Source organism: Rhizobium sp. F40D2, assembly GCF_051810745.2.
In the GTDB taxonomy this organism is placed as follows: domain Bacteria; phylum Pseudomonadota; class Alphaproteobacteria; order Rhizobiales; family Rhizobiaceae; genus Rhizobium.
On the sequence record NZ_JBPWQX020000002.1, the window covers coordinates 153,473 to 176,610 of the forward strand.

At 61.4% G+C, this 23,138-nt stretch carries 19 protein-coding genes and 3 pseudogenes; 16 read left to right on the top strand and 6 right to left on the bottom strand.

All coding sequences use genetic code 11. The features are described from left to right. Positions 1–71 precede the first annotated feature (71 nt). From glpD to glpK, 8 genes and pseudogenes are all read left to right on the top strand, one after another. Positions 72–1,585 (top strand): annotated as a pseudogene (glpD, locus tag ACS4RS_RS25395) (glycerol-3-phosphate dehydrogenase). 41 nt (positions 1,586–1,626) lie between these two features. Further along, positions 1,627–2,706 (top strand): ATP-binding cassette domain-containing protein, encoded by a 1,080-nt coding sequence (locus tag ACS4RS_RS25400; protein ID WP_439012830.1) that lies wholly within the window; start codon positions 1,627–1,629, stop codon positions 2,704–2,706. A 9-nt stretch (positions 2,707–2,715) separates the two neighbouring features. Next, positions 2,716–3,786 (top strand): ATP-binding cassette domain-containing protein, encoded by a 1,071-nt coding sequence (locus ACS4RS_RS25405; protein ID WP_439012831.1) that lies wholly within the window; start codon positions 2,716–2,718, stop codon positions 3,784–3,786. Positions 3,787–3,788: 2 nt separating this feature from the next. Beyond that, entirely contained in the window at positions 3,789–4,655 is an 867-nt protein-coding gene (locus ACS4RS_RS25410; RefSeq protein WP_439012832.1) for an ABC transporter permease subunit, read from the top strand. A 1-nt stretch (position 4,656) separates the two neighbouring features. Beyond that, entirely contained in the window at positions 4,657–5,568 is a 912-nt protein-coding gene (locus ACS4RS_RS25415) for an ABC transporter permease subunit (protein WP_439012833.1), read from the top strand. Then, a complete protein-coding gene (locus ACS4RS_RS25420; protein WP_054184982.1) occupies positions 5,568–5,864 on the top strand; it encodes a DUF2160 domain-containing protein in 297 nt (98 codons plus the stop codon). Before ACS4RS_RS25415 ends, ACS4RS_RS25420 begins: the two co-directional genes overlap by 1 nt. 81 nt (positions 5,865–5,945) lie before the next feature. Continuing rightward, positions 5,946–7,670: an ABC transporter substrate-binding protein gene (locus ACS4RS_RS25425; protein WP_439012834.1), complete on the top strand. Its 1,725-nt coding sequence runs from the start codon at positions 5,946–5,948 to the stop codon at positions 7,668–7,670. A gap of 152 nt (positions 7,671–7,822) precedes the next feature. Then, positions 7,823–9,325: a glycerol kinase GlpK gene (glpK, locus tag ACS4RS_RS25430; RefSeq protein WP_439012835.1), complete on the top strand. Its 1,503-nt coding sequence runs from the start codon at positions 7,823–7,825 to the stop codon at positions 9,323–9,325. A 52-nt stretch (positions 9,326–9,377) separates the two neighbouring features. Here glpK and ACS4RS_RS25435 read toward each other — a convergent pair whose 3' ends face one another. Next, positions 9,378–9,551 (bottom strand): hypothetical protein, encoded by a 174-nt coding sequence (locus ACS4RS_RS25435; RefSeq protein ID WP_439013284.1) that lies wholly within the window; start codon positions 9,549–9,551, stop codon positions 9,378–9,380. On the opposite strand from ACS4RS_RS25435, the pseudogene ACS4RS_RS25440 reads away from it, so the two are divergent. Both ACS4RS_RS25440 and ACS4RS_RS25445 read left to right on the top strand, forming a co-directional pair. Then, positions 9,503–9,763, top strand: a pseudogene (locus ACS4RS_RS25440) (antitoxin Xre/MbcA/ParS toxin-binding domain-containing protein); the annotation flags it as partial. The gene ACS4RS_RS25435 and the pseudogene ACS4RS_RS25440 overlap by 49 nt on opposite strands. Continuing rightward, positions 9,760–10,239: pseudogene (locus ACS4RS_RS25445) on the top strand (RES family NAD+ phosphorylase); the annotation flags it as partial. The pseudogenes ACS4RS_RS25440 and ACS4RS_RS25445, both read left to right, overlap by 4 nt. A gap of 111 nt (positions 10,240–10,350) precedes the next feature. Here the strand turns inward: ACS4RS_RS25445 and ACS4RS_RS25450 are convergent. From ACS4RS_RS25450 to ACS4RS_RS25470, 5 genes are all read right to left on the bottom strand, one after another. Next, positions 10,351–11,247: a universal stress protein gene (locus ACS4RS_RS25450; RefSeq protein WP_439012836.1), complete on the bottom strand. Its 897-nt coding sequence runs from the start codon at positions 11,245–11,247 to the stop codon at positions 10,351–10,353. A 222-nt stretch (positions 11,248–11,469) separates the two neighbouring features. Then, complete coding sequence (gene pdxA, locus ACS4RS_RS25455) at positions 11,470–12,456, bottom strand: 4-hydroxythreonine-4-phosphate dehydrogenase PdxA (protein WP_439013262.1); 987 nt, start codon at positions 12,454–12,456, stop codon at positions 11,470–11,472. Positions 12,457–12,470: 14 nt separating this feature from the next. Further along, complete coding sequence (locus ACS4RS_RS25460) at positions 12,471–13,604, bottom strand: iron-containing alcohol dehydrogenase (protein ID WP_439012837.1); 1,134 nt, start codon at positions 13,602–13,604, stop codon at positions 12,471–12,473. A gap of 352 nt (positions 13,605–13,956) precedes the next feature. Next, positions 13,957–15,141, bottom strand: a complete 1,185-nt coding sequence (locus ACS4RS_RS25465; RefSeq protein WP_439012838.1) for an exo-alpha-sialidase — start codon at positions 15,139–15,141, stop codon at positions 13,957–13,959. Between the two features lie 11 nt (positions 15,142–15,152). Then, complete coding sequence (locus ACS4RS_RS25470; RefSeq protein ID WP_439012839.1) at positions 15,153–16,058, bottom strand: dihydrodipicolinate synthase family protein; 906 nt, start codon at positions 16,056–16,058, stop codon at positions 15,153–15,155. Between the two features lie 326 nt (positions 16,059–16,384). On the opposite strand from ACS4RS_RS25470, the gene ACS4RS_RS25475 reads away from it, so the two are divergent. From ACS4RS_RS25475 to ACS4RS_RS25500, 6 genes are all read left to right on the top strand, one after another. Continuing rightward, positions 16,385–18,022: an ABC transporter substrate-binding protein gene (locus ACS4RS_RS25475; RefSeq protein ID WP_439012840.1), complete on the top strand. Its 1,638-nt coding sequence runs from the start codon at positions 16,385–16,387 to the stop codon at positions 18,020–18,022. Positions 18,023–18,147: 125 nt separating this feature from the next. After that, complete coding sequence (locus tag ACS4RS_RS25480) at positions 18,148–19,104, top strand: ABC transporter permease subunit (RefSeq protein WP_439012841.1); 957 nt, start codon at positions 18,148–18,150, stop codon at positions 19,102–19,104. Positions 19,105–19,106: 2 nt separating this feature from the next. Next, the gene (locus ACS4RS_RS25485) at positions 19,107–20,066 is read left to right on the top strand and encodes an ABC transporter permease subunit (protein ID WP_439012842.1); all 960 of its coding nucleotides are present in this window, start codon (positions 19,107–19,109) and stop codon (positions 20,064–20,066) included. Continuing rightward, positions 20,063–21,070 (top strand): ABC transporter ATP-binding protein, encoded by a 1,008-nt coding sequence (locus ACS4RS_RS25490; protein ID WP_449314076.1) that lies wholly within the window; start codon positions 20,063–20,065, stop codon positions 21,068–21,070. Before ACS4RS_RS25485 ends, ACS4RS_RS25490 begins: the two co-directional genes overlap by 4 nt. Continuing rightward, positions 21,070–22,062, top strand: coding sequence for an oligopeptide/dipeptide ABC transporter ATP-binding protein (locus ACS4RS_RS25495; protein WP_439012843.1), 993 nt, complete (start codon positions 21,070–21,072; stop codon positions 22,060–22,062). The genes ACS4RS_RS25490 and ACS4RS_RS25495 overlap by 1 nt, the downstream gene beginning before the upstream one ends. Further along, positions 22,059–23,120: a four-carbon acid sugar kinase family protein gene (locus ACS4RS_RS25500; protein ID WP_439012844.1), complete on the top strand. Its 1,062-nt coding sequence runs from the start codon at positions 22,059–22,061 to the stop codon at positions 23,118–23,120. The genes ACS4RS_RS25495 and ACS4RS_RS25500 overlap by 4 nt, the downstream gene beginning before the upstream one ends. The last annotated feature ends 18 nt before the right edge of the window (positions 23,121–23,138 follow it).

The following is a 23,138-nucleotide window of genomic DNA, read 5'->3' on the forward strand; positions in this document are numbered from 1 at the left end:
TAACTGCCTTCACTTTCGCAATCGCGCAAATTTTGTGCGATGCGAAATCCGCAGCGGGCTCGGAGGGGCAATTGGGCCGGGAGATCTACGACATATTCGTCATCGGTGGCGGCATTAACGGCTGCGGCATTGCGCGCGATGCTGTCGGGCGCGGCTATGCCGTCGCGCTGGCGGAGATGAACGATTTCGCCTCCGGCACCTCGTCGGGCGCCACCAAGCTGATCCATGGCGGGTTGCGGTATCTCGAGCATTATGAATTTCGCCTGGTGCGTGAATCGCTGATGGAGCGCGAAATCCTCTGGGCGATGGCGCCGCATATCATCTGGCCGCTGCGCTTCGTGCTGCCCTACCACAAGGGCGGCATCCGGCCGGCCTGGCTGATCCGGCTCGGCCTCTTCCTTTACGACCATCTCGGCGGCCGCAAGCTGCTCCCGGCGACCGCGGTGCTCGACATGCGTCGCGACCCGGCTGGCAAGCCGCTGAAGGCGCTGTTTACCAAGGCCTTCGAATATTCCGACGGCTGGGTCGATGACGCCCGCATGGTGGTGCTGAATGCCCGCGATGCCGCCGACAAGGGGCGACCATCATGCCGCGCACCAAGGTGGTGTCGGCAAGACGCGAAAACGGCCTCTGGCACATCGAGACCACCAATACAGTCACAGGCCGCAATGACAGCCACCAGGCGCGCATGCTGGTCAATGCCGCCGGCCCTTGGGTCGACCATGTCATCCGCTCCGCCTTTGGCCAGAACGAGGCTCACCACGTCCGTCTCGTCCAGGGCAGCCATATCGTCGTCAAGAAGAAGTTCGACGACCCTCGCGCCTATTTCTTCCAGAATCCCGACAACCGGATCATCTTCGCCATTCCCTATGAGGGCGACTTCACCCTGATTGGCACCACCGACCGCGATTACACCGCTGATCCCAGGGATGTCAGGATCTCCGAGGATGAGACCGTCTATCTCTGCAATGCCGCCTCGGAGTATTTCAAGGAGCCGGTCAGGCCGCAGGACATCGTCTGGACCTATTCGGCGGTCCGGCCGCTTTATGACGACGGCGCCTCGAAGGCGCAGGAGGCGACGCGCGACTACGTGCTGAAGCTGGAGGGCGAAGGAAATGCCGCGCCGCTGCTTAACGTCTTTGGCGGCAAGCTCACCACCTATCGCCGGCTTTCCGAACATGCGCTGGAGAAGGTCGGTGCTGCAATCGGCGTCAAGGGCGCCCCGTGGACGGCCAAAAGCCATCTGCCCGGCGGCGACTTCCCGGTCCGGGGATACGATGCCGAGGTCGCCGATCTGAAGCGGCGTTATCCGTTCCTGGCCGATCAGCACGCCCGCCGCCTGGTGCGCCGCTACGGCACGAGGGCAAAGACGCTGCTCGGTCAAGCTCGCGGCCTCGACGATCTCGGACGGCTGTTCGGCGGTGATCTCTACGAGGCCGAGGTCACCTATCTCGTTGAACATGAATGGGCCCGGCACGCCGAAGACGTGCTGTGGAGGAGAACAAAGGATGGTCTGCGCCTTTCGAAGGAGCAGGCTCAATCACTGGAGGAGTACATGGCTGCCATACCGGCGATGGTCGGATAGGCGGCGTGTGGTCCCCGCTGCGTGGAGGCACGGGAACAGGAATGCTGGAACTGCGGAAGGCCGCAAAGATGGTGGGAGGAGACTATCATATCCACCCGACCGATCTTGTTTTTGAAAGAGGAACGCTGAACGTTCTGCTTGGGCCGACCTTGTCGGGCAAGACCTCGTTGATGCGTCTGATGGCCGGCCTTGATCGGCCGACAAGCGGTACGATCCATTTTGATGGTGCCGATGTGACAGGCATGCCTGTCCAGAAGCGCAACATCGCTATGGTCTACCAGCAGTTCATCAATTATCCGGCATTGACGGTCTACGAGAATATTGCCTCGCCGCTGCGGATTGCCGGCAAGGATGCCAAGATCATCGATCTGGAGGTGCGCAAGGCTGCCGAACTTCTGAAACTCGGGCCTTATCTCGATCGCACGCCGCTCAATCTCTCCGGCGGCCAGCAACAGCGCACGGCACTTGCGCGGGCACTCGTGAAGAATGCGAGCCTTGTCTTGATGGACGAGCCGCTGGCCAACCTCGACTACAAGCTGCGTGAGGAACTGCGGCAGGAATTGCCGCGCATCTTTGCGCAATCCGGCGCGATCTTCGTCTATGCCACGACGGAACCCTCCGAAGCCTTGTTGCTGGGCGGCAATACGGCAACGCTCAGCGAGGGCCGAATCACCCAGTTCGGTCCGACCGTCGAGGTCTATCGCCATCCGTTCGATCTGACGACGGCGAAAACCTTTGCCGATCCGCCGCTGAATTTTATTGATCTTGTCAAATTGGAAGGCAATTTCCTGCGCGACGGCGCTCTGATTTTTGCCGTACCTCCGCATCTTCAGAACGTACCGGACGGGCCGGCAACCATAGCCTTTCACCCCCATCATCTTGCACCAGCCGCCCAGACGGATAGTTCGGCGCGGATGACGGCGCGAACACAGGTTTCGGAGATCACCGGGTCGGAAAGTTTTGTTCACCTGCAATTTGCCGACACCCGCTGGGTGATGCTTGCGCACGGCATCCACAATATCGAGCCGGACACGGACATCTCCGTTTTCATCGATACCCGCCACCTGATGGCGTTCGGCGCGGACGGCCGGGCGATCACCACCACCAGGCAAGGGGGCTAGGAGAAGATCATGGCACGTATCACCCTCGATCATATTCGCCATGCCTATGGGCCGAACCCGAAGAGCGAGAAGGATTACGCTCTCAAGGAAGTGCATCACGAGTGGAACGACGGCGGCGCCTATGCGCTGCTCGGGCCTTCGGGCTGCGGAAAAACCTCGCTGCTCAATATCATTTCCGGCCTCATTCAGCCGTCCGAAGGGCGGATTCTCTTCGACGGACAGGATGTTACGAACCTGCCGACCCAGCAGCGAAATATCGCGCAGGTCTTCCAGTTCCCGGTCATCTACGACACGATGACGGTCTACGACAACCTCGCCTTTCCCCTGCGCAACCGCGGCGTGGCCGAGGCGGATGTCGACCGGCGTGTCCGCGAAATCCTCGAGATGATCGATCTTGCCGGCTGGGCCAAGCGGCGCGCGCGCGGCTTGACGGCGGACCAAAAGCAGAAGATTTCGCTCGGTCGCGGCCTCGTGCGCTCGGATGTGAACGCCATTCTCTTTGACGAGCCGCTCACCGTTATCGATCCGCATATGAAATGGGTGCTGCGATCGCAGCTGAAGCGGCTGCATAAGCAGTTCGGTTTTACCATGGTCTATGTCACGCATGACCAGACGGAGGCGCTGACCTTCGCCGACAAAGTCGTGGTGATGTATGACGGCGAGATCGTGCAGATCGGCACGCCGGCCGAACTCTTCGAGCGTCCGAGCCATACTTTCGTCGGCTACTTCATCGGTTCGCCGGGCATGAACTTCATGCCGGCCAAGGTAGAGGGCAGCACGGTACGGGTCGGCGAGCACGCGCTGACGCTCGACTATGCGCCAAAGACTTCCTCAGCGGCCAAGGTGGAGCTTGGAATCCGGCCCGAATTTATCCGGGTCGGCCGCGAGGGGATGCCTGTGACGGTCAGCAAGGTGGAAGATATCGGCCGGCAGAAGATCGTCCGCGCGCAATTTGCCGGCCAGCCGATCGCGATCGTCGTTCCTGAGGACGAGGAAATTCCGGCTGATCCCCGGGTGACCTTCGAGCCATCGGGCATCAGTATCTATGCCGACTCTTGGCGCGCCGGACCGGAGGCTTGATCATGGAAAAAACCTGGAACAACAAAGCCTGGTTTCTCGTTCTGCCGGTCCTCGTGCTGGTGGCTTTCTCGGCTGTCATTCCCTTGATGACGGTTGTGAACTATTCCGTTCAAGACACTTTCGGAAACAATCAGTTCTTCTGGAACGGAACGGACTGGTTTACCGAAATCCTGCATTCCGACCGTTTCTGGGCCGCCCTGCAGCGAAACCTGATTTTTTCGTTAATCATCCTCGCCCTGGAGATCCCGCTCGGTATCTTCATTGCGCTCAACATGCCGAAATCAGGCATCGGCGTGCCGGTATGTCTGGTTCTGATGGCACTGCCGCTGTTGATCCCGTGGAACGTGGTCGGCACGATCTGGCAGGTGTTCGGCCGCAACGACATTGGTTTGTTCGGCTATTACGTCAATGCCATCGGCATCGATTACAACTATGTGCAGGATCCGCTCGACGCCTGGGTGACAATCATCATCATGGACGTCTGGCACTGGACAAGTCTTGTCGTCCTGCTCTGCTATGCCGGCCTCGTTTCCATTCCGGATGCTTTCTACCAGGCAGCCAAGATCGACGGTGCGTCCCGTTGGGCAGTGTTCCGCTATATCCAGCTGCCGAAGATGAAGCGCGTTCTTCTGATCGCCGTGCTGCTGCGTTTCATGGATAGTTTCATGATCTACACCGAGCCTTTTGTCGTCACGGGCGGCGGTCCGGGCAACTCGACCACTTTCCTGTCGATCGATCTGGTCAAGACCGCCCTCGGACAGTTTGACCTCGGTCCGGCCGCTGCCATGTCGCTGATCTATTTCCTCATCATCCTGCTGCTTTCGTGGGTGTTCTACACCGTCATGACAAGCCACGACGCGGAGAATTGAAATGAGCGCCTCCAACGAAACGACAGCGAGCCGAAACATCCCAGGCGCTACAAATATCGCAAGCGGGCTCTCCGCCGATGAAGTCAGCCGTCTGATGCGCCGGCGCGGCGAGGAATCGCGCTGGTGGTGGCTGGTTCCGACGATCTATATCATCGTGCTGCTGCTGCCGATCTATTGGCTCGTCAACATGAGCTTCAAGACCAATGCGGAAATCGTCAATTCTCTGACGCTTTATCCTCATAACCCGACGATCGCCAATTACGTGACGATCTTCACGGAGAAGGCGTGGTATTCCGGCTATATCAATTCAATCAGCTATGTCGTGATGAACATGGTGATCTCGGTGGCAGCCGCGCTGCCGGCGGCCTATGCCTTCTCCCGATATCGGTTCCTCGGCGACAAGCATCTGTTCTTCTGGTTGCTGACGAACCGGATGGCGCCGCCGGCAGTCTTCGCCCTGCCGTTTTTCCAGCTCTACTCGGCCTTTGGGCTCATCGATACGCATATCGCCGTGGCGTTGGCGCATTGCCTCTTCAACGTGCCGCTGGCGGTCTGGATCCTTGAAGGCTTCATGTCCGGCGTGCCGAAGGAAATCGACGAGACGGCCTATATCGATGGCTACTCCTTCCCGCGGTTCTTCCTGAAGATCTTCACGCCGCTGATTGCGAGCGGGATCGGTGTCGCCTGCTTCTTCTGCTTCATGTTCTCCTGGGTCGAGTTGCTGATCGCACGAACGCTGACGACGACCGACGCTAAGCCGATCGCCGCCACCATGACCCGCACCGTTTCTGCATCCGGCATGGATTGGGGCCTGCTCGCCGCCGCCGGTGTTCTGACCCTGATCCCGGGAGCGCTGGTGATCTGGTTTGTGCGCAACTACATCGCCAAGGGCTTCGCCCTGGGGAGGGTTTGATGAGCTTTTCGCTTCCCGATTTTTCATGGATGGCATGGACCTGGCCGACGGCCGCTTTCTTCATCGTCATCGTATTGCTGCTGATCGGCATGGGGGTCTGGGAATATGCGGTGCCGGGCGGCAACCCGCGGATCGGAATCCTGCGCTTCGAGACGACGCGCGGTGACCGGCTTTTCCTTTCGCTGCTCGGCAGTGCCTTTATCCATCTTGCCTGGCTTGGTCTCGCGGGATCAAGCCTCTGGTGGGCTCTCGCTCTCTCCGTTGTCTACGCCATCGGCGTATTCCGTTACGTGTGAGGCAAACTGATGCAGGCGGCCGGGATTTTTCTGGCCGTCTGAGACGTGAAGACTGCAATCGCAAAACCCTGGGAGGATATCATGCGAAGGCATTTATTGACGACGACAGCAGCGGTACTGCTGGCCATGACCGGGTCGGCTTATGCCGGCATGGACGAGGCAAAGACTTTCCTGGACAAAGAGATCGGCGACATGTCGACGCTTTCTCGCGCCGACCAGGAAAAGGAAATGCAGTGGTTCGTCGATGCTGCGAAGCCCTTCGCCGGCATGGAGATCAAGGTCGTTTCGGAAACCTTGACCACTCACCAGTATGAGTCCCAGGTTCTGGCTCCGGCCTTTACTGCGATCACCGGGATCAAGGTCACTCACGACGTCATTCAAGAGGGCGACGTTGTCGAGAAAATCCAGACGCAGATGCAGACCGGCCAAAACCTTTATGACGGCTGGGTCAACGACTCCGACTTGATCGGTACGCATTGGCGCTATCAGCAGGTGCGCAACCTGACCGACTGGATGGCCGGCGAAGGCAAGGACGTTACCAACCCCGGCCTCGATATCGACGACTTCATCGGCACCAAGTTTACGACCGCGCCTGACAAGAAGCTTTACCAGCTTCCCGACCAGCAGTTCGCAAACCTCTATTGGTTCCGATACGACTGGTTCAACGACGAGAAGAACAAGGCCGATTTCAAGGCGAAGTATGGCTACGATCTTGGCGTTCCGGTCAACTGGTCGGCTTACGAGGACATCGCCGAATTCTTTACCGGCCGTGACGAGAACGGCAAGAAGGTCTTCGGCCATATGGACTACGGCAAGAAGGACCCGTCGCTCGGCTGGCGCTTTACCGACGCCTGGCTGTCGATGGCTGGCAACGGTGACAAGGGTCTGCCGAACGGTCTTCCGGTCGACGAATGGGGTATCAAGGTCGACGAGAACTCGCGTCCCGTGGGCTCATGCGTTGCGCGCGGCGGTGACACCAACGGCCCGGCGTCCGTCTACTCGATCCAGAAGTATCTCGATTGGTTGAAGGCCTACGCACCGCCGGAAGCTCAGGGGATGACCTTCTCGGAATCGGGTCCGGTTCCGGCACAGGGCAACGTCGCGCAGCAGATCTTCTGGTACACGGCGTTTACCGCAGACATGGTCAAGCCTGGCCTGCCTGTCATGAACGAAGACGGTACGCCGAAATGGCGCATGGCACCGAGCCCGCATGGCGTCTACTGGAAAGACGGCATGAAGCTCGGCTATCAGGACGTCGGCTCCTGGACGCTGATGAAGTCGACCCCGACGGACCGTGCGAAAGCTGCCTGGCTCTATGCACAGTTCGTGACCTCCAAGACGGTTGACGTGAAAAAGAGCCAACTCGGTCTCACCTTCATCCGCGAATCCACCATTCGCGATAAGAGCTTTACGGAGCGTGCTCCGAAGCTCGGCGGTCTGATCGAGTTCTATCGTTCGCCTGCGCGCGTTCAGTGGTCGCCAACCGGCACCAACGTTCCCGACTATCCGAAGCTGGCTCAGCTTTGGTGGCAGGCGATCGGTGACGCCGCTGCCGGCGCCAAGACGCCGCAGGAAGCCATGGATTCTCTTTGCGGCGAGCAGGAGAAGGTCATGGGTCGTATCGAGAAATCGGGCGTCCAGGGCGATATCGGCCCGAAACTCGCCGAAGAGCATGATCTCGCTTATTGGAACGCAGATGCGGTGAAGAAGGGCAACCTTGCGCCGCAGCTGAAGGTCGAGAACGAGAAGGAAAAGCCGATCACCGTCAATTACGACGAGCTCGTCAAGAGCTGGCAGTCGAAGTAAAGGCGGACCTCCCGGCCGGAAGCAACGAGGCTTCCGGCCGTCACTCCCCGCCACCGGCCACGGCCGGTGGCACCCCAAAATCTTTCTCTCATGAAATCTGCCCATCCGCCCTCTTGCCGGGCGAAGCGGTTTCGTGCGAGCCGGAGACGGATATGAGCGGCTATATTCTTTCGATCGACCAGGGCACGACATCGTCGCGCGCGATTATCTTCGATGGCGGCATGAAAATGGCCGGCTCGGCCCAGGCTGAGATCACCCAATATTATCCGCAGCCCGGCTGGGTGGAGCATGACGCCACTGAGATCTGGCAGTCCGTCATCGATACCGTGCGCAAGGCGATTGCCGATGCCGGTCTCGAAGCCACCGCCATCGCCGCGATCGGCATCACCAATCAGCGCGAGACGACGGTCGTCTGGGACCGACGGTCAGGCGCGCCGCTGCACCGGGCGATCGTCTGGCAGGACAGGCGCACGGCTGAAATGTGCGAGAGCCTGAAGGCCGATGGATATGAGAAGCTTTTCAGCGCCAAGACCGGCCTGCTGCTCGACCCCTATTTCTCCGGTACCAAGCTGCGCTGGCTGCTCGACAATGTCGACGGCCTGCGAGAGAAGGCGGCGGCGGGCGATGCCTGCTTCGGCACGATCGACAGCTGGCTGATCTACAATCTGACGGGCGGCCGTGTGCACGCCACCGATGCGACCAATGCATCGCGGACGCTGCTTTACAATATCGATGACGGCGGCTGGGACGAGGAACTCCTCGGTATTCTCGGCATCCCGGCCACGATGCTTCCAGAAGTCAAAGAATGCGCCGATGATTTCGGCCATGTCGACAAGGCGCTGTTCGGTGCGGAGCTTCCGATCCTTGGCGTCGCCGGCGACCAGCAAGCGGCGGCCGTGGGCAATGCCTGCTTCGAGCCCGGCATGATGAAATCCACCTACGGCACCGGCTGCTTTGCCCTGCTGAACACCGGCAAGGATCGTGTTTCCTCCTCCAACCGGATGCTGACGACGATCGCCTACAGGCTCGACGGCGAAACGACCTATGCGCTTGAAGGCTCGATCTTCATCGCCGGTGCCGCCGTGCAATGGTTGCGCGACGGGCTCGGCATCATCAGCCAGGCGTCGGAGGCGGGCGTGCTCGCAGCCAAAGCCGATCCCGGGCAGCAGGTCTATATCGTCCCCGCCTTCACCGGCCTCGGCGCTCCCTATTGGGATCCGGCCGCGCGCGGCGCGATCTTCGGGCTGACGCGAAACAGCGGGCCGGCGGAATTTGCCCGCGCGGTGCTCGAATCCGTTGCCTACCAGACACTTGACCTGCTGGTGGCGATGAAGAAGGACTGGGGCGTCAACCAGCTGGAAACCGTGCTGCGCGTCGATGGCGGCATGGCAGCTTCGGACTGGACGATGCAGTGCCTTGCCGACATGACCGGAAATTCCGTCGACCGCTCGGCGATCCGCGAGACGACGGCGCTGGGTGCAGCCTGGCTTGCCGGCTCGAAGGCCGGCATCTGGCCCCGAAGACGGGATTTTGCGCAGGCCTGGGCCTGCGACCGCCGCTTTAACCCCCTGATGGAAGAGGGCGAGCGGCAGGCCAAGATCATCGGCTGGAAGAATGCCGTCTCGCGGATGATTTCGGACGCCTCGGCGGGGTAGCGGCGACAGAATCATCATCAGGCCTCCCTTTTCCTGGGAGGCCTTGTTCAAGTTATTCGTCAATCGTCTCGCCGAGTTCGGAAAGATCGATGCCATGGGTGTCGAACCACCAGTCGGGACTCATCTCGGCATGGCGGCCACGCAGGCGCAGATATTTTGCGCGCAGCCGCTTCTGGCGTTCGACCGGCCACTTATGAGCGGCGCAAGTCCAAGCATCGGCTCTCATCCGACGAGGGCATGAGGCTCGCCCGTCTCGCGCGGGTCTGGGGGCTGGCGCTCGAGGTCTGGCAGACCGAGGCTGAGGCGCGGGATTTCCTGTTTCGCCCGCATGCGATGCTGGAGGACAGGCGGCCGATCGACGTCGTCATCCAGAGCGAGATCGGCGGCGAGCTCGTGCTCGATATCCTTGGAAGCCTGAAATACGGCAGCGCTGCGTGAGCGCACAGCTTCTTGACCGCACGCTGACATCCGTCCGCATCGGCGATCCCAACGGAACCTACCCGATCTTCGATGCCACCGGCTCGACCATCGCGCCGGGGCGGTGGAATACGTCGGGCAGCCCGATCATCTATACGAGCGAGCACTATTCGACGGCGCTGCTCGAAAAGCTCGTCCATGGCAGCGGCAGGCTGCCGCCCAACCAGCATTACGTCACGATCACCATGCCGCGCGGCCTCAGCTACGAGGTCTTGTCAGAGCCGGCGCTGCCTGGCTGGGACAGCATGCCGGCTGTTGTCAGCAAGACTTTCGTCGAAAAGTGGTATCAGGAGAAGCGCAGCGCGATCCTGCTAGTCCCAAGCGTCGTCGCCCGCGTCGACCGCGACGTGCTGATCAACCCGGCTCACCCGGAATTCCCATCGATCACAGTCAGCCTCCACCAGCCCGTCTTCTGGGATCGCCGTCTGTTCGGTGTCTGGCGAGATCAATTTACGCGTGGTGGCGACCCTCGCACGCTGGTTCCAACTTGCCTTCAAGCCAATTGCGGACCACAGCAAGCCGGCGCCAGGCAGCCAACGCCTATCTCGCTAATGCATCATCATCATCGGAAGCGTGCTATGCGACAGCAGGTAGCGGGTGACGCGACCGAGCAGCAGGTCGAGGAAATAACCATGTCTGAAGGCGCCGATTAGCAAACAGGTGGCGTTCGCGGATTTCGCGAAATCGAGGATCGTCTCGCCGACCGAGCGGCTGCCTGCGCTGATCGCGACAATGTCGCCGTCAAACGTGAGCTTATTCAGCAGCTCCTGCGCCGTGAACTGATAGCTTCCGTCGGGTTTGTCATTGACGCAAAGAACGGTGATGCGATCGGCTACCGCCAGCCAGCGTCTCGCCGCAACGACTGTTCGCTGCGCGTGCTCATGCGACTTCCAGCCAATCACGACATGACCCATGAGGTTGCCGTCATATTTGCCGAGTGGCGGTACAAGCACCAACTTGTGTTCGTTGAAGAGAATGTCGTGAAACGCGTCACGGGCATCCATATTGCCATGGGACGGTGCGACGACGAGCGCCGCCTTACGGCATTCGCTCGTCACGCAACGGCGGAGATCACCACGGCAGTCGTCGAGAAGGAGACGTTCGCGATCAGGTTTGTCGTGTTTCCAATCCTTAAAAGCGCGCGTGACCCGCTCCAGCCGCTCCTGCGGTGAGCCCTCATCGTGCTCTCTCAGCAGCTGCAGGTCGATTTCCTCAGGTGCGGCAATCATCTTTTCGGGGTCGGCACCCACATGAGCAGCGGCCATGGTGCCATGAATGGCACTTGCTGCATCCTCGGCGATATCAAGGCAACACCGCACAATTGCTGGATCAGGGAGCAAGGCTAGGACATCAGCATGGGCTACTGCATGCGCATAGTCGGCAAAAGTGCCCCCACCCTGCTGCGCCGGCCTTTGCGGGTCGGCATTCGAGAGCGCATTATTCATCTCGGACCTCCTTCCACGATGCTTCCATCGATCCTGGTCCACAGAACGCCATTTTACTCCCGCATCGCATGGCTCGCAACGGCGCCGGGCGCTGTCCGGTCGACGCGAAAAAGTCTTTTTAGAAGTCCTCGCCAAAGCTTGTGTAGCGGTTCTTCCGCGATGAGCTTGAAACTGCGAAACCGCCGTGCCGGCATTCAGCGCAGAGGAGGCCTTCCCGCCCAATTACACCTTCCGCCGCGGTGAACGCGCCATCAGCCGGGCATAGGCGATGGCCGAGAGCATGTTGACGTGATTGGCCTTTCCCGTTCCGGCGATGTCGAAGGCGGTGCCGTGGTCGACCGAGACGCGGTCGATCGGCAGGCCGAGCGAGACGTTGACTGCTGTATCGAAGGCGACGAGCTTGATCGGGATGTGGCCCTGATCGTGATACTGGGCAATGACGAGATCGAAGGCGCCGTTATAGGCGCGGGCGAATACCGTGTCGGCCGAGATCGGGCCGACAACGTCGATGCCTTTCGCCTTCGCCTGCTCGACGGCGGGCGCCAGGAATTCCATCTCCTCGGTGCCGAACAGGCCGTTTTCGCCGCAATGCGGATTGAGGCCGGCAACAGCGATGCGCGCCTTCTTGCCAAGCCTCAGGAAATGCTCATGGCCGGCTTCGATGGTGGCCAGCACCCGCTCGGTCTTGGCACGTTCGATCGCGCCCTTCAGCGAAATATGCGTGGAGACGTGAATTGTGTTCAGCCGCTCGGAGGCAAGCAGCATGAAGGAACTCTTCGAGCCGGTGAGATGGGCGAGAAGCCCGGTATGGCCGTCATGGTGATGGCCAGCAAGGTTCATCGCTTCCTTGTTGATCGGCGCGGTGACGATGACATCGGCTTCACCGGACATCGCGAGATCGACGGCCCGGGTGATATAACGCACCGAAGCATCGCCGGCGACGGGGCTGACCTTGCCGATCTCCGGTAGGGCCGCGCCGAGCGCGACTTCGTCGACGGCGATCCTGTCGTTACCGTCGGCATCGGCAGGCCCGAATTTCAGGGTGGTGCCGCAGACGCGATCGGCGCGCTCCAGTGCTTCGACATTGCCGACAATGACGAAATCGCGGCGCTCTTCGCTCGGAAGGGATGCCAGGGCCTTGACGATCACTTCGGGGCCGACGCCGGAGGGATCGCCAAGCGTCACCGCCACTTTCGCATTCCTGTCCATCATCAAAATCCCTTCTAGAACGCAGCTGCGTAGATCGAGCGAATGTCGGCGCGCGTGAGATCGCGCGGATTGTTATCGAGCAGCCGGCGGATGGCAAAGGCATCATCGGCCATGGCGTCGAGGTCGCTTTCCGGCACACCGAGGCCGGAGAGTTTCATTTCGATGCCGAGTTCGGCGCAGAAAGCGTAGGCCGCATCGAAGACGGATGGGGTGTTGCCGGAGGTCCGGCGCCCAAGTGCTTCCATCACCGCCTTGGTCTTTTCCGGGGCCGATGGCGTGTTGAAAGCGAGAACATGCGGGAAGATCAGCGCATTCGCCGCACCATGCGCCACATGCCAGCGCGTGCCGAGGGGATAGGCGAGCGCATGGCCACCGGCAGTGTTGACCGGGCCGAGGCAGAAGCCGCCGTAAAGCGAGGCAAGCGACAGGCCCGCGCGCGCTTCAGCGTCGTTGCCATCCTTGACGGCGCGAGCGAGATATTTGCCGACCAGCCGCGTTCCCTCGATCGCATAGATATCGATCATCGGGTGTGCCTTGCGGTTGGTGAAGGCCTCCACGCAGTGGGCCATCGCATCGACGCCGGTGGCAGCCGTGGTGCGCGCCGGCACGGTGAAGGTCAGGGCCGGATCGATGACGGCGATGTCGGCCAGCATATGCAGGCTTTCGACGGCAAGCTTCGCCATCGTCGTGGGATCGGTGACCAGCGCGCGGATACCGGCCTCGCTGCCGGTGCCCGAAGTCGTCGGCACCTGGGCGAGCGCTACCTTGCGCGGCCCATGCACCTTGTTCGGGCCAACGACGTCATGCAGCGTCTGTGGGGAGCCGGCAAGAACGGCGGCAAGTTTTGCCAGGTCCATGGCGCTGCCGCCACCGAAGCCGACGATCAGCTCGGCATCGGCGCCGTTGGCCGCCGCAAGCACGTTTTCCAGGTTGGCCGTATCCGGCTCGGGCGTCACTTCGGAAAAGACGGTGACTTCGCCCCTGAGTTCCAGCACGTCGATGCGGGAGGCGTTGAAAGCGTCGGAGATGACAAGCATGCGCCGATAGCCCTTTTCGGCAGCCCATTTGCCGAGCTTGCCCGCCGTGCCGACGCCGAATTCGATCAGATGCGGCCGAACGATCGTGATCGGCGAATCCAAGCTGGCCATGAACCAGTCCTCCCTGCAGGATCTTGCGGCGACAATTTCGTCGCCCTCTTTATTGTAAAGTTGTAAGATCAATGTCAAGTCTGCATTCCAGAGCGAGCAAATTTTTCTCGTCTGATATGTGGTCGGTTATGCTTTCAAGCAGCATTTCGCGGGTTATAATCTGCAGTTATATCAGTATATTAGTGGATTTGTGCCGGTGGAAATGCTCTTCGGGCACGAAGGACTGGGCGACCATTCGCCGGCCTAGGCCTCTTGTCAACCTCCTGTCGCTGAGGCGGTCCAGCGCCGGTAGCCCTGCATCCTTTCACGCGCGATCGGATGCAGGTTTACAATCTTCCGGCTGCCGCTTCGTTCAGGGTCGCGATTGCGGGGCGAGGCGCACATATTTGATGGCGCGCCGGTAGTAGGTGTAGGCCATATGGAGCGTTCCGTCGCTGCCCTCAATGATCGAGGGATAGGAGAATTCGCGGTTCAGCAGATCTTTCGAATTGTTGCTGAGGCAGAAGCCGTCGCCGGTATCGAGATCGATGCGATCCGGAAAGCTCTTGCCGCCATCCCTTGAAATCGCGAGACTGAGCGGCGCCCGGGGGACACCCCAGACCGCCTTACGGCCGAAATCGGTGACAACAGTGGCCTCTCCCGCCTCGCCACCTTCGATTTCGTCATAGAGAGACTGGCGCCGCGCATCCGATGTGTTTGTGTTGGAATGGTTGTAAACCATTGCAATTGATCCATCATTCAGCATTGTGGCCTGAATCGAGGAGTTGTTGTTCGGCAGTTCGGTCGGCTCGGGCGCGCTCCATGTTTCGCCGCCGTCACACGATCGGCTGGAAAGAATGCTCTCGGCGAAACGATTGCGGTAGAAGGCGATCATGTCGTCGCCGCCGAGCGGCAGGATGTTCATGTGCACGGCGCCGGTACTGTCTGGAATATCGTGCATCTGCCAGCTCGCGCCACCGTCTCGCGAGATCAGCACCGCTGCGGTATCGGCATCGCCGCTCCAGCGCTGGCCGTTAAGGCCGACGCAGCGGAAGACCGGAAGCAGCCAGTCGCCCCTGCCGTTGACGACGATTTGCTGGCGAACGAATGTGCCGGGGCTGTCGCAGAGGATCCTGACCGGGCCGAAGCTTTTGCCGCCGTCATCCGATATGCGGCATTTGACAACGGAACCGTCCTGATTGCCCGAGGTCTGCGAGGTATAGAGCAGCCAAGTCGTTCCGTCTGGAGCATTGAAAATCAACGGATTTTGTTCGGATTTTTCGGGATCGTCGCTCATCTTCTCAGGCTCCGACCAGCGCTCGGAGCCCGGCGCCAGCCGCGACATGTAAATCGAAATATCGCCCATGCCTTCCATCGTGCCGCCGAACCAGACGCAGGTCAGCGTGCCGTCGCGCAGAAAGGCGAGATTTGCCGCATGGTTCTGGATGCAGGGCGAGGGCAGGTAGGCATCGGCACGGCCCGCGACAGAGGGATGAGAGGTGATGACCCCGGTCATCAAAGCGGGCACGGCGTCCGAAGGCAGGCCGGTAAAACGCATCGCGGATCTCCTCAAGGCAGCTTGGCGTAGCTTTCGGCGAGTGCGGCGTAATCCGCCTCGCTCAGCGGCATCAGCGGCGCGCGCGTGCGCTTCCAGGCAGGGTTGCCTGTCTTCAGCCCCACCATTGCCTTGATGGTCGGGATCTGGACGTAGGAGTTGGAAAGAGTGCGATAGGCGTTGATGCGCGCCTGCGCCACCTCGACATCGGCGGCGCGCGCCTCGTCATGGACATGGTCGTAAACGGTACGCAGCGAGCCCGCTACCAGATTGGAGGTGGCCGTGATGCAGCCAGCGCCGCCGGCCTTCATCAGCGGAAGCAGCAGCGGATCGGCGCCCGCCAGGACCGAAAAGCCGGGATGGGCGGCGATGATGGCCTGCATGTTGTTGAAATCGCCGGCAGATTCCTTGATTCCGACCACCGTTTCCGGAAAGGCCGCAATCAGCCGGCCGATCAGCGGAATGGAGAGCGGGATGCCCGAGACCTGCGGGATATGGTAGAGAATGACCTTCAGACGCGTGTCGGCGACCTTTTCCAGAACCTGCGAATAGGCAGCAAAGAGGCCGTCGTCGGAAACGCCCTTGTAGTAGAAGGGCGGCAGCATCACCACCTTGGTGACGCCGAGCGACAGGGCGTGCCGCGTCAGTTCGACGGTTTCCGGAATGGCGACGACGCCGGTGCCCGGCAAAAGCCTGTCGGCCGGAATGCCGGCCTTCACGGCCGCCTCCAATATGGCGCGTCGCTCGGCTCCGGAAAAGGAATTGGCCTCGCCCGTCGTGCCGAGCAGGGCAATGCCGTGACATCCCTCGGCCAGCAGCTGCCGGCAATGGTCGGTGAAAAGCGCGAGATCCGGCCTATTGTCAGCCGTCAGCGGCGTTGCGGCCGCGCTGAAGACGCCTGTGATCCTGTGATGGCTCATTTTCCCCTCCTTCGGCGCGTTCTGTCTCGCCGATCCGTGTTTCGCGTCCGGCTGCGCATCCAATAGTCATGCATCTGTCTGCAATGGAGCGCTAAGAACTTTTCCATTGCGGTTCTTTTGTCAAGAAGACAAAATGGATTGATGCAGAGGCGAAAACGTATCTAATTGTAATTGCTGTTGCATTTTTAGAAGAAAATTTTGTTTCGAGGAAAACGGCGATTTTTTGTTGACATATTTACAATAACGAGAGAACGATATGCGACGGATTGTGCTGCGCCTGGCAGGTGCAGGGAGAACGCTGCCGAATTCACCTGGGAGGGAATGCCATGTCTTTTGATCCATCTGATAAAACCAATCTATCGCGTCGCAACGCACTGAAGCTCGGTCTTGCGGCCGGCGTCGGCCTCACCGTGTTCGGGATGAATGCCCGCATCGTGATGGCCGATGAAGGTCAGGTCCTGAAGGTCGCACATCCGGCCTTCGACCAGGACTGGTCGCCGCTGCGCGGCGGCGGCAGAACGTTCCGCTGGAATTCGATCTGGTGGGCGGCCCCGATGTATTTCGACAGCAAGGGCGACATCAAGCCTTACGTCTTCACCAGCTGGGAATCGGCCGACAACACCGTCTGGACCTTCAAGATCGACCCGAAGGCCGTCTTCTCCGATGGCAGCAAGATCACCGCGGCCGACGTCAAGGGATCGTGGGAAGTCGCCTCGATGCCGAACACCAAGAGCCAGCGCGCCGACCAGGTGCTGAGCAAGGTCAAGGGTTACGCCGAAATCGCCGCCGGCTCCGGCAAGGAGCTGACCGGTGTTGCGACACCCGACGAGGGAACCGTCGTCGTGACGCTGACTGCGGCCGACCCGATCTTCTTCATGCGTCTGGCAAACCATATCGCGCCGATCACCAAGGCCTCGCAGTCGCGCGGCAGTGACGGCGAGGAGATCGTCGACTGGTACAAGCCCGACAGCAAGCCGGCCTTCTCCGGGCCATTCAAGCTGACGAGCATCGATATCGACGCCGGCAAGCTCACCTTCGAGCCGAACGAGAATTTCTTCGGTCCGAAGCCGAAGCTCGCCCGTATCGAGGTCACCTCGATCGAAGACAATGTGACGGCGACATCGCTGATCAAATCCGGCGAGTTCAACGCCCATACCGAGCTCGTCACCTCGACGATCATCCAGGATCTCGGCCCGGAATTCTCCGCCGGCCCGCTGATCCCGACGAGCCAGCACTTCTGGTTCAATATCTCGCGCGCGCCGATGGACGATCCGAAGGTCCGCCAGGCGCTGATCATGGCGGTCGACCGCGACGGCCTGTTTAAGGCGTCCTATCCGGATGGGCCGCACAAGAAGGCCGACCAGATCCTCAACTCGGTGCCGGGCGCCGAAAATTCCGGCTTCGAGCCCTTTCCCTATGACCCGGCAGCCGCCAAGAAGCTGCTTGCTGAATCGAGCTATGGCGGGCCCGAGCGCCTGCCGAAGATCATGTTCGTCGGCATCTCGGCGCCGGCCATTGAGGCCGCCGCCCAGTTCATCGCCGAGCAGTGGCGCCAGAATCTCGGCATCACTGCGGTCGACATGAAGCCGCAGCAGGACGCCTATGCCGGTCCGGACCAGAATTCGGTCCAGATCTTCCGCGACGACGTCGGCACCCGCGTTCCCGATGCCGTCTCCTATCTGGCGGGCTGCATCGCATCGACTTCGTCGAACGCGCAGAACAAGCTCGGCGGATATAAAAACGACAAGGTCGACAGCGCCCTTGCCGAAGCGACGACCAAGGCCGCGGACGATCCGCAGCGCATCGCTCTCGCCCAGCAAGCGCAGAAGGCGTTCCGCGACGATTGGGCCTTCATCCCGTGGTATTCTCAGGCGATGTCGCGCTGGGCCACCAAGGAGGTCAAGGGGCTGGACAAGAACCTTGACTGGCAGGTCGTCGAACCCTGGAACATTTCGATCGGCTGATTGGGACTGTCTGCCCGGTAATGAGCGCGCGAAGGCCGCAAGGCCTTCGCGCAAGTTTCAAGAAGAAAGGATGCGATCTGCCTGGTTTCAGGAGGGACCGCATCGACAACAGGTGGGAGGTGGCCTTGCTGCGCTACGTGCTAACCCGGTTTGCCATCTGGATTCCATCCGTTCTGGTGGTGATGCTGGCCGTCTACGCGTTGGCCTTCTATGGCGCCGGCGATCCGATCAAGCTGATCTTCCTGCGCGCGCCGGGCGACGTCGCTTACAATCCGCAGCGCATCGAAGCCATCCGCGAAAGTGCGGGCCTCAACCGGCCCTTTATCGAGCAGTTTGGCCTTTACATCTGGAACCTGCTGCACGGCCAGTTCGGCAATTCGTTGACCTCGGGCCGCTCGGTCTGGGCAATGGTCTCGGCCGCAGCTCCTGTCTCCTTCCAGCTTGCGCTCTGCTCCGTCATCCTGACGACCGCAGTCGCAATTCCGCTCGGCATGATCGCAGCGCTGAACCAGAATTCACGTCTCGATTACGCCATTCTGGGCTCTGCGCTCTTCCTCTGGGCGATTCCGGCCTATGTCGCAGGTCCCTTGCTGATGGTCGGCCTCATCGTACTGCTGCCGGGTGCGAACGTGCCCTATGGCTGGGGCGGCATTTTCGATGTGCGTATCCTGCTGCCGCTGCTCGTGCTGTCCTTCCAGCCGATCGCGCTGATCGTGCGCCAGACGCGCGCCGCCGTCATCGAGGTGCTGTCGGAGGATTTCGTTCGTACCGCCCGCGCCAAGGGCGTGCCCGAGATCGTCGTGGCGCTGCGCCACATCCTGCGGCCGGTGCTGACGCCTGTCGTGACGCAGCTCGGCCTGATCATGATCACCATCGTCAACGGCGCGATCTTCGTCGAACTCGTCTTCGGCCTGCCGGGCCTCGGGCGCCTGACGGTGCAGGCGCTGATCAATTCCGATTATCCCGTCATTCTGGCAATCACTTTGATCGGCTCGTTCCTGGTGATGGTGTCGAACCTTTTGGTGGACGTGCTCTACCCACTGCTCGACCCGCGCGCCAATGATGCAAGAAGGAGCCGCTGACGATGGCCGCAATCCCTCTTTCCACCCCTGAAACGGTCGAGGAACAGCCGGTCAGCCTGTGGCGCGACGCCTGGTATCGGCTGAAGCGCAACAAGCTCGCTGTCTTCGGTCTCGTCATCGTGCTGATCCTCGCTTTCACGGCAATCTTCGGGCCTTACCTGACGCCCTATGACTATCTCGGCCAGGACCTCAACGCCCGCAACGCGCTGCCGTCGATGAGCCACCTCTTCGGAACCGACGATCTCGGCCGCGATGTCTTTAGCCGCGTGGTCTTCGGCACACGGACCGCTTTCCTCGTTGCCGTCATCGTCACCTTCTTCGCTGTGCTGATCGGCCTCACGCTGGGTGCGGTGGCCGGTTTCTTCGGCAATCCCTTCGATCGCGTCATCATGTGGCTGACCGATGTGACGATGTCGGTTCCCAACCTGCTGCTCGTCGTCGTCATCAATGCCTCGCTGAAATCGCCGATCACCCAGTGGATGGAAGCGCGTTACCTTGAGACCCTCAATCCCTTTTACCGCCAGACGATATGGGTGGATTTCATCCTCGTCTTCGGCTCCATGGCGCTGATCTCGTGGCCGCCTTATGCACGCCTGGTGCGCGCACAGGTGCTGTCGATCCGCAGCCGGCCCTATATCACAGCGGCCCAGGCGCTCGGCCTGTCGAACTGGGTCATCATCAAGCGTTATGTCGTGCCGAATGCGCTTGGGCCGCTGATCGTCTCGGTCAGCGCCGGTCTCGGCACGGCGATGGTGCTCGAAAGCGCCTTCAGCTTCCTCGGCGTCGGGGTCAATCCGCCGACGCCCAGCTGGGGCAACATGATCTCGGACGGTCTTCGCGTCTGGCAGCACTATCCGCATCTTCTCGCCGCTCCCGCGGCCGTGCTCGGCCTTGCCTCGGTTGCCTTCAGCTTCCTCGGCGACGGTCTCAACGACGCGCTCAATCCGCGGGGCAGCAAATGATCGACACGCAAAACAGAGAACGCCTGCTCGATGTAAAGAGCCTCACCGTCGAGATCGACGGCCGCAATGGTCCCGCCGTCGTCGTCGACGGCATCGATCTCCATGTCGACAAGGGCGAGACGCTGGGTGTCGTCGGCGAATCCGGCTGCGGCAAGAGCCTCACCATGCTGAGCCTGATGCGGCTCCTGCCGAACAAGATCAAGGTCACCAAGGGAACCGCGACCTTCAACGGCCGCGACCTGCAGACGATGTCGAATGGCGAGCTGCGCAAGGTGCGCGGCGGCGATATCGGCTTCGTCTTCCAGGATCCGATGACCTCTCTCAATCCCGTGATGCGCGTCGGCGCCCAGATCTGCGAGCCGCTGATCTATCACCGCGGCATGAGGAAGGCCGAGGCCCGCGCTCGCGCCGTCGAGCTTCTGCGCCTCGTCGGCATTCCCGGCCCGGAAGAGCGGCTGCAAGCCTTTCCCCACGAACTTTCGGGCGGCATGCGCCAGCGCGTGATGATCGCGATTGGCCTTGCCTGCAATCCCAAACTGCTGATCGCCGATGAGCCGACGACCGCGCTCGACGTCACCATCCAGGCCCAGATCGTCGACCTGGTAAAGGATCTGCGCGCCAAGCTCGGCATGTCGGTCGTCTGGATCACCCACGATCTGGCGCTGATCGCCGGCCTCGTCGATCGCGTCGCTGTGCTCTATGCCGGCACGGTCGTCGAGGATGCGCCGGTCGACGAGCTTTACGCCCGCCCGAGCCATCCCTATACGCGCGGCCTGCTCTCCTCGATCCCGAAACTATCTGACCCGCCGGCAAGCCGGCTGAGCTCGATCGGCGGCACGCCGCCGGAGCCCGGCCGCCGGCCGAAGGGCTGCCCGTTTGCGCCGCGCTGCCCGCTTGTGGAGGCGATCTGCCACGAGAAGGTGCCGCGGCTCGAACCCTTAAGGGGCAGCAGCAGTCACCGCGCCGCCTGTTTCGTCGTCCAGAGAATGCAGGAGGCCGCGTGATGGCTGCGCAACCGCTGCTCAAGGTCGAGAACCTGGTCAAGCATTTCCACGTCAAGCTGGGCGCCTTCGGTGAGCGCTCGGCGACGGTCTATGCGCTCGACAATGTCAACCTCGACATCATGGAAGGCGAGACGCTGAGCCTCGTCGGCGAATCCGGCTGCGGCAAATCAACGACCGGCTTCACCATCCTCAATCTCTACAAGGCGACCAGCGGCAAGGTCGTCTACAAGGGCCAGGATCTCGCGACGCTCGACGAAAAGCAGATGCGGCCGTTCCGCCGCGACTTGCAGATCGTCTTCCAGGATCCCTATTCGACGCTCAATCCGCGCATGACGGTGGGCGAGGCGATCGGCGAGCCCATCCTCTTCCACAAGCTCTGCACCAAGGCCGAACTCAAGGAGAAGGTGGCAACACTGCTGACCGACGTCGGCCTGCCCACGCGTTTTGCCCAGCGTTATCCGCATGAGCTCTCCGGCGGCCAGCGCCAGCGCGTCGTCATTGCCCGGGCGCTTGCCTGCCAGCCGAAATTTATCGTCTGCGACGAGGCGATCTCTGCACTCGACGTGTCGATCCAGGCGCAGATCATCAACCTGCTGCTCGATCTCCAGGAAAAGTATGGACTGACCTATCTGTTCATCGCCCATGATCTCGCGGTGGTGCGCCATATCAGCACCCGCGTCGGCGTGATGTATCTCGGACGGCTTGCCGAACTTGCCACCCGCGAGGAACTCTTCGACAATCCACTGCATCCCTATACCAGGGCGCTGCTGTCGGCCGTCCCGGAGACCGATCCGGAGCATGAGCGCACTCGCCAGCGCCAGATCCTGCAGGGCGACGTGCCGAGCCCGCTGAACCCGCCGTCCGGCTGCCGCTTCCACACCCGCTGCCCGATCGCCATGGATGTCTGCAGCAAGGTCATCCCTGTGTGGAAGGAAGCCAAACCCGGCCACCTCGTCGCCTGTCACGCCGTCAATACCGGTGAGATTGCATGACGCTGAAGGCCGCGATCATCGCCGACGATCTGACCGGCGCGCTCGATACCGGTACGCCCTTTGTCGCCGTCGGCCTTTCGGTTGCAGTCGCCGTCGATGTCGCGGCGGCCCGGGATGCGATTGCCAGTGGCTGCGATGTCGTCGTCGTCAACACCGCCTCGCGCGCCCTTGGCGAGCGCGAGGCGGCCGAAAGGATCCGGCTGGCCGTCAAAGTGCTTGGCGGCGCGAAGCCCGGCATCGTCATGAAGAAGATCGACTCCCGGCTGAAGGGCAATGTCGCGGCGGAAAGCCTGGCGCTGGCAGGTGCCCTCGGCCTGAAGAACATTCTTGTGGCGCCTGCCATTCCCGATCAGGAGCGCCTGACCTACCGCGGCTGCGTCGTCGGCCGCGGTGTCGACAGGCCGCTGCCGATCGCCGATCTGTTCGAGGGTGCCGACAATGTTGTGGTTGCCGATGCCGAAGACGATACCGATCTCGACCAGATCGTCGAGGGGCATGTCTGGCTGACGACGCTTGGCGTCGGTGCGCGCGGCCTCGGTGCAGCATTCGCCCGCCGGCTCGGCGAAAAGGGACGGCGGCCGGTAACGGAATTTGCGGCGAGCCCGCGCACGCTGTTTGCCTTCGGCTCGCGCGATCCGATCACCTCAGCCCAGATGAACCGGCTCGAAGCCTCGGGCGCCTTGCGTATGGTGGTGGATGCGCCGATGGGGCAGATCGAATGCGGGGAGGGCCTGGCGCTGCCCGTGCTGTTGCGCTGCAGCGGCGACATGGCCGCCGATGCGGCGCTCGTCGCCGGTGATTTTGCTGCAGGCGTCAAAAAGGTGATCGACGATACCGGGCCCGATATGCTGATGGTCGGCGGCGGCGACACGGCGCTTGCGGTTTTCCGAGCATTGGGGGTGAGGGTGCTCATGCCGAAGGGCGAAATCGAGGCCGGCATTCCCTGGTTCGATGTCACGGCCGCTGACGGGCGGTCTTTTCGGTGCGCCGTCAAGTCGGGGGGCTTCGGGAAGCCGGATAGTTTGTTAAAGCTGGTTCTTCGGAATCAGGCGGCATAAGATACCGCCGGGGAGAAT

Excerpts from the sequence above, each read along its gene's own strand:
- ACS4RS_RS25400 (WP_439012830.1), top strand. The coding sequence starts at position 1,627 with ATGCTGGAACTGCGGAAGGCCGCAAAGATGGTGGGAGGAGACTATCAT.
- ACS4RS_RS25405 (WP_439012831.1), top strand. The coding sequence starts at position 2,716 with ATGGCACGTATCACCCTCGATCATATTCGCCATGCCTATGGGCCGAAC.
- ACS4RS_RS25410 (WP_439012832.1), top strand. The coding sequence starts at position 3,789 with ATGGAAAAAACCTGGAACAACAAAGCCTGGTTTCTCGTTCTGCCGGTC.
- ACS4RS_RS25415 (WP_439012833.1), top strand. The coding sequence starts at position 4,657 with ATGAGCGCCTCCAACGAAACGACAGCGAGCCGAAACATCCCAGGCGCT.
- ACS4RS_RS25420 (WP_054184982.1), top strand. The coding sequence starts at position 5,568 with ATGAGCTTTTCGCTTCCCGATTTTTCATGGATGGCATGGACCTGGCCG.
- ACS4RS_RS25425 (WP_439012834.1), top strand. The coding sequence starts at position 5,946 with ATGCGAAGGCATTTATTGACGACGACAGCAGCGGTACTGCTGGCCATG.
- glpK (WP_439012835.1), top strand. The coding sequence starts at position 7,823 with ATGAGCGGCTATATTCTTTCGATCGACCAGGGCACGACATCGTCGCGC.
- ACS4RS_RS25435 (WP_439013284.1), bottom strand. The coding sequence starts at position 9,551 with ATGAGAGCCGATGCTTGGACTTGCGCCGCTCATAAGTGGCCGGTCGAA.
- ACS4RS_RS25450 (WP_439012836.1), bottom strand. The coding sequence starts at position 11,247 with ATGAATAATGCGCTCTCGAATGCCGACCCGCAAAGGCCGGCGCAGCAG.
- pdxA (WP_439013262.1), bottom strand. The coding sequence starts at position 12,456 with ATGGACAGGAATGCGAAAGTGGCGGTGACGCTTGGCGATCCCTCCGGC.
- ACS4RS_RS25460 (WP_439012837.1), bottom strand. The coding sequence starts at position 13,604 with ATGGCCAGCTTGGATTCGCCGATCACGATCGTTCGGCCGCATCTGATC.
- ACS4RS_RS25465 (WP_439012838.1), bottom strand. The coding sequence starts at position 15,141 with ATGCGTTTTACCGGCCTGCCTTCGGACGCCGTGCCCGCTTTGATGACC.
- ACS4RS_RS25470 (WP_439012839.1), bottom strand. The coding sequence starts at position 16,058 with ATGAGCCATCACAGGATCACAGGCGTCTTCAGCGCGGCCGCAACGCCG.
- ACS4RS_RS25475 (WP_439012840.1), top strand. The coding sequence starts at position 16,385 with ATGTCTTTTGATCCATCTGATAAAACCAATCTATCGCGTCGCAACGCA.
- ACS4RS_RS25485 (WP_439012842.1), top strand. The coding sequence starts at position 19,107 with ATGGCCGCAATCCCTCTTTCCACCCCTGAAACGGTCGAGGAACAGCCG.
- ACS4RS_RS25490 (WP_449314076.1), top strand. The coding sequence starts at position 20,063 with ATGATCGACACGCAAAACAGAGAACGCCTGCTCGATGTAAAGAGCCTC.
- ACS4RS_RS25495 (WP_439012843.1), top strand. The coding sequence starts at position 21,070 with ATGGCTGCGCAACCGCTGCTCAAGGTCGAGAACCTGGTCAAGCATTTC.
- ACS4RS_RS25500 (WP_439012844.1), top strand. The coding sequence starts at position 22,059 with ATGACGCTGAAGGCCGCGATCATCGCCGACGATCTGACCGGCGCGCTC.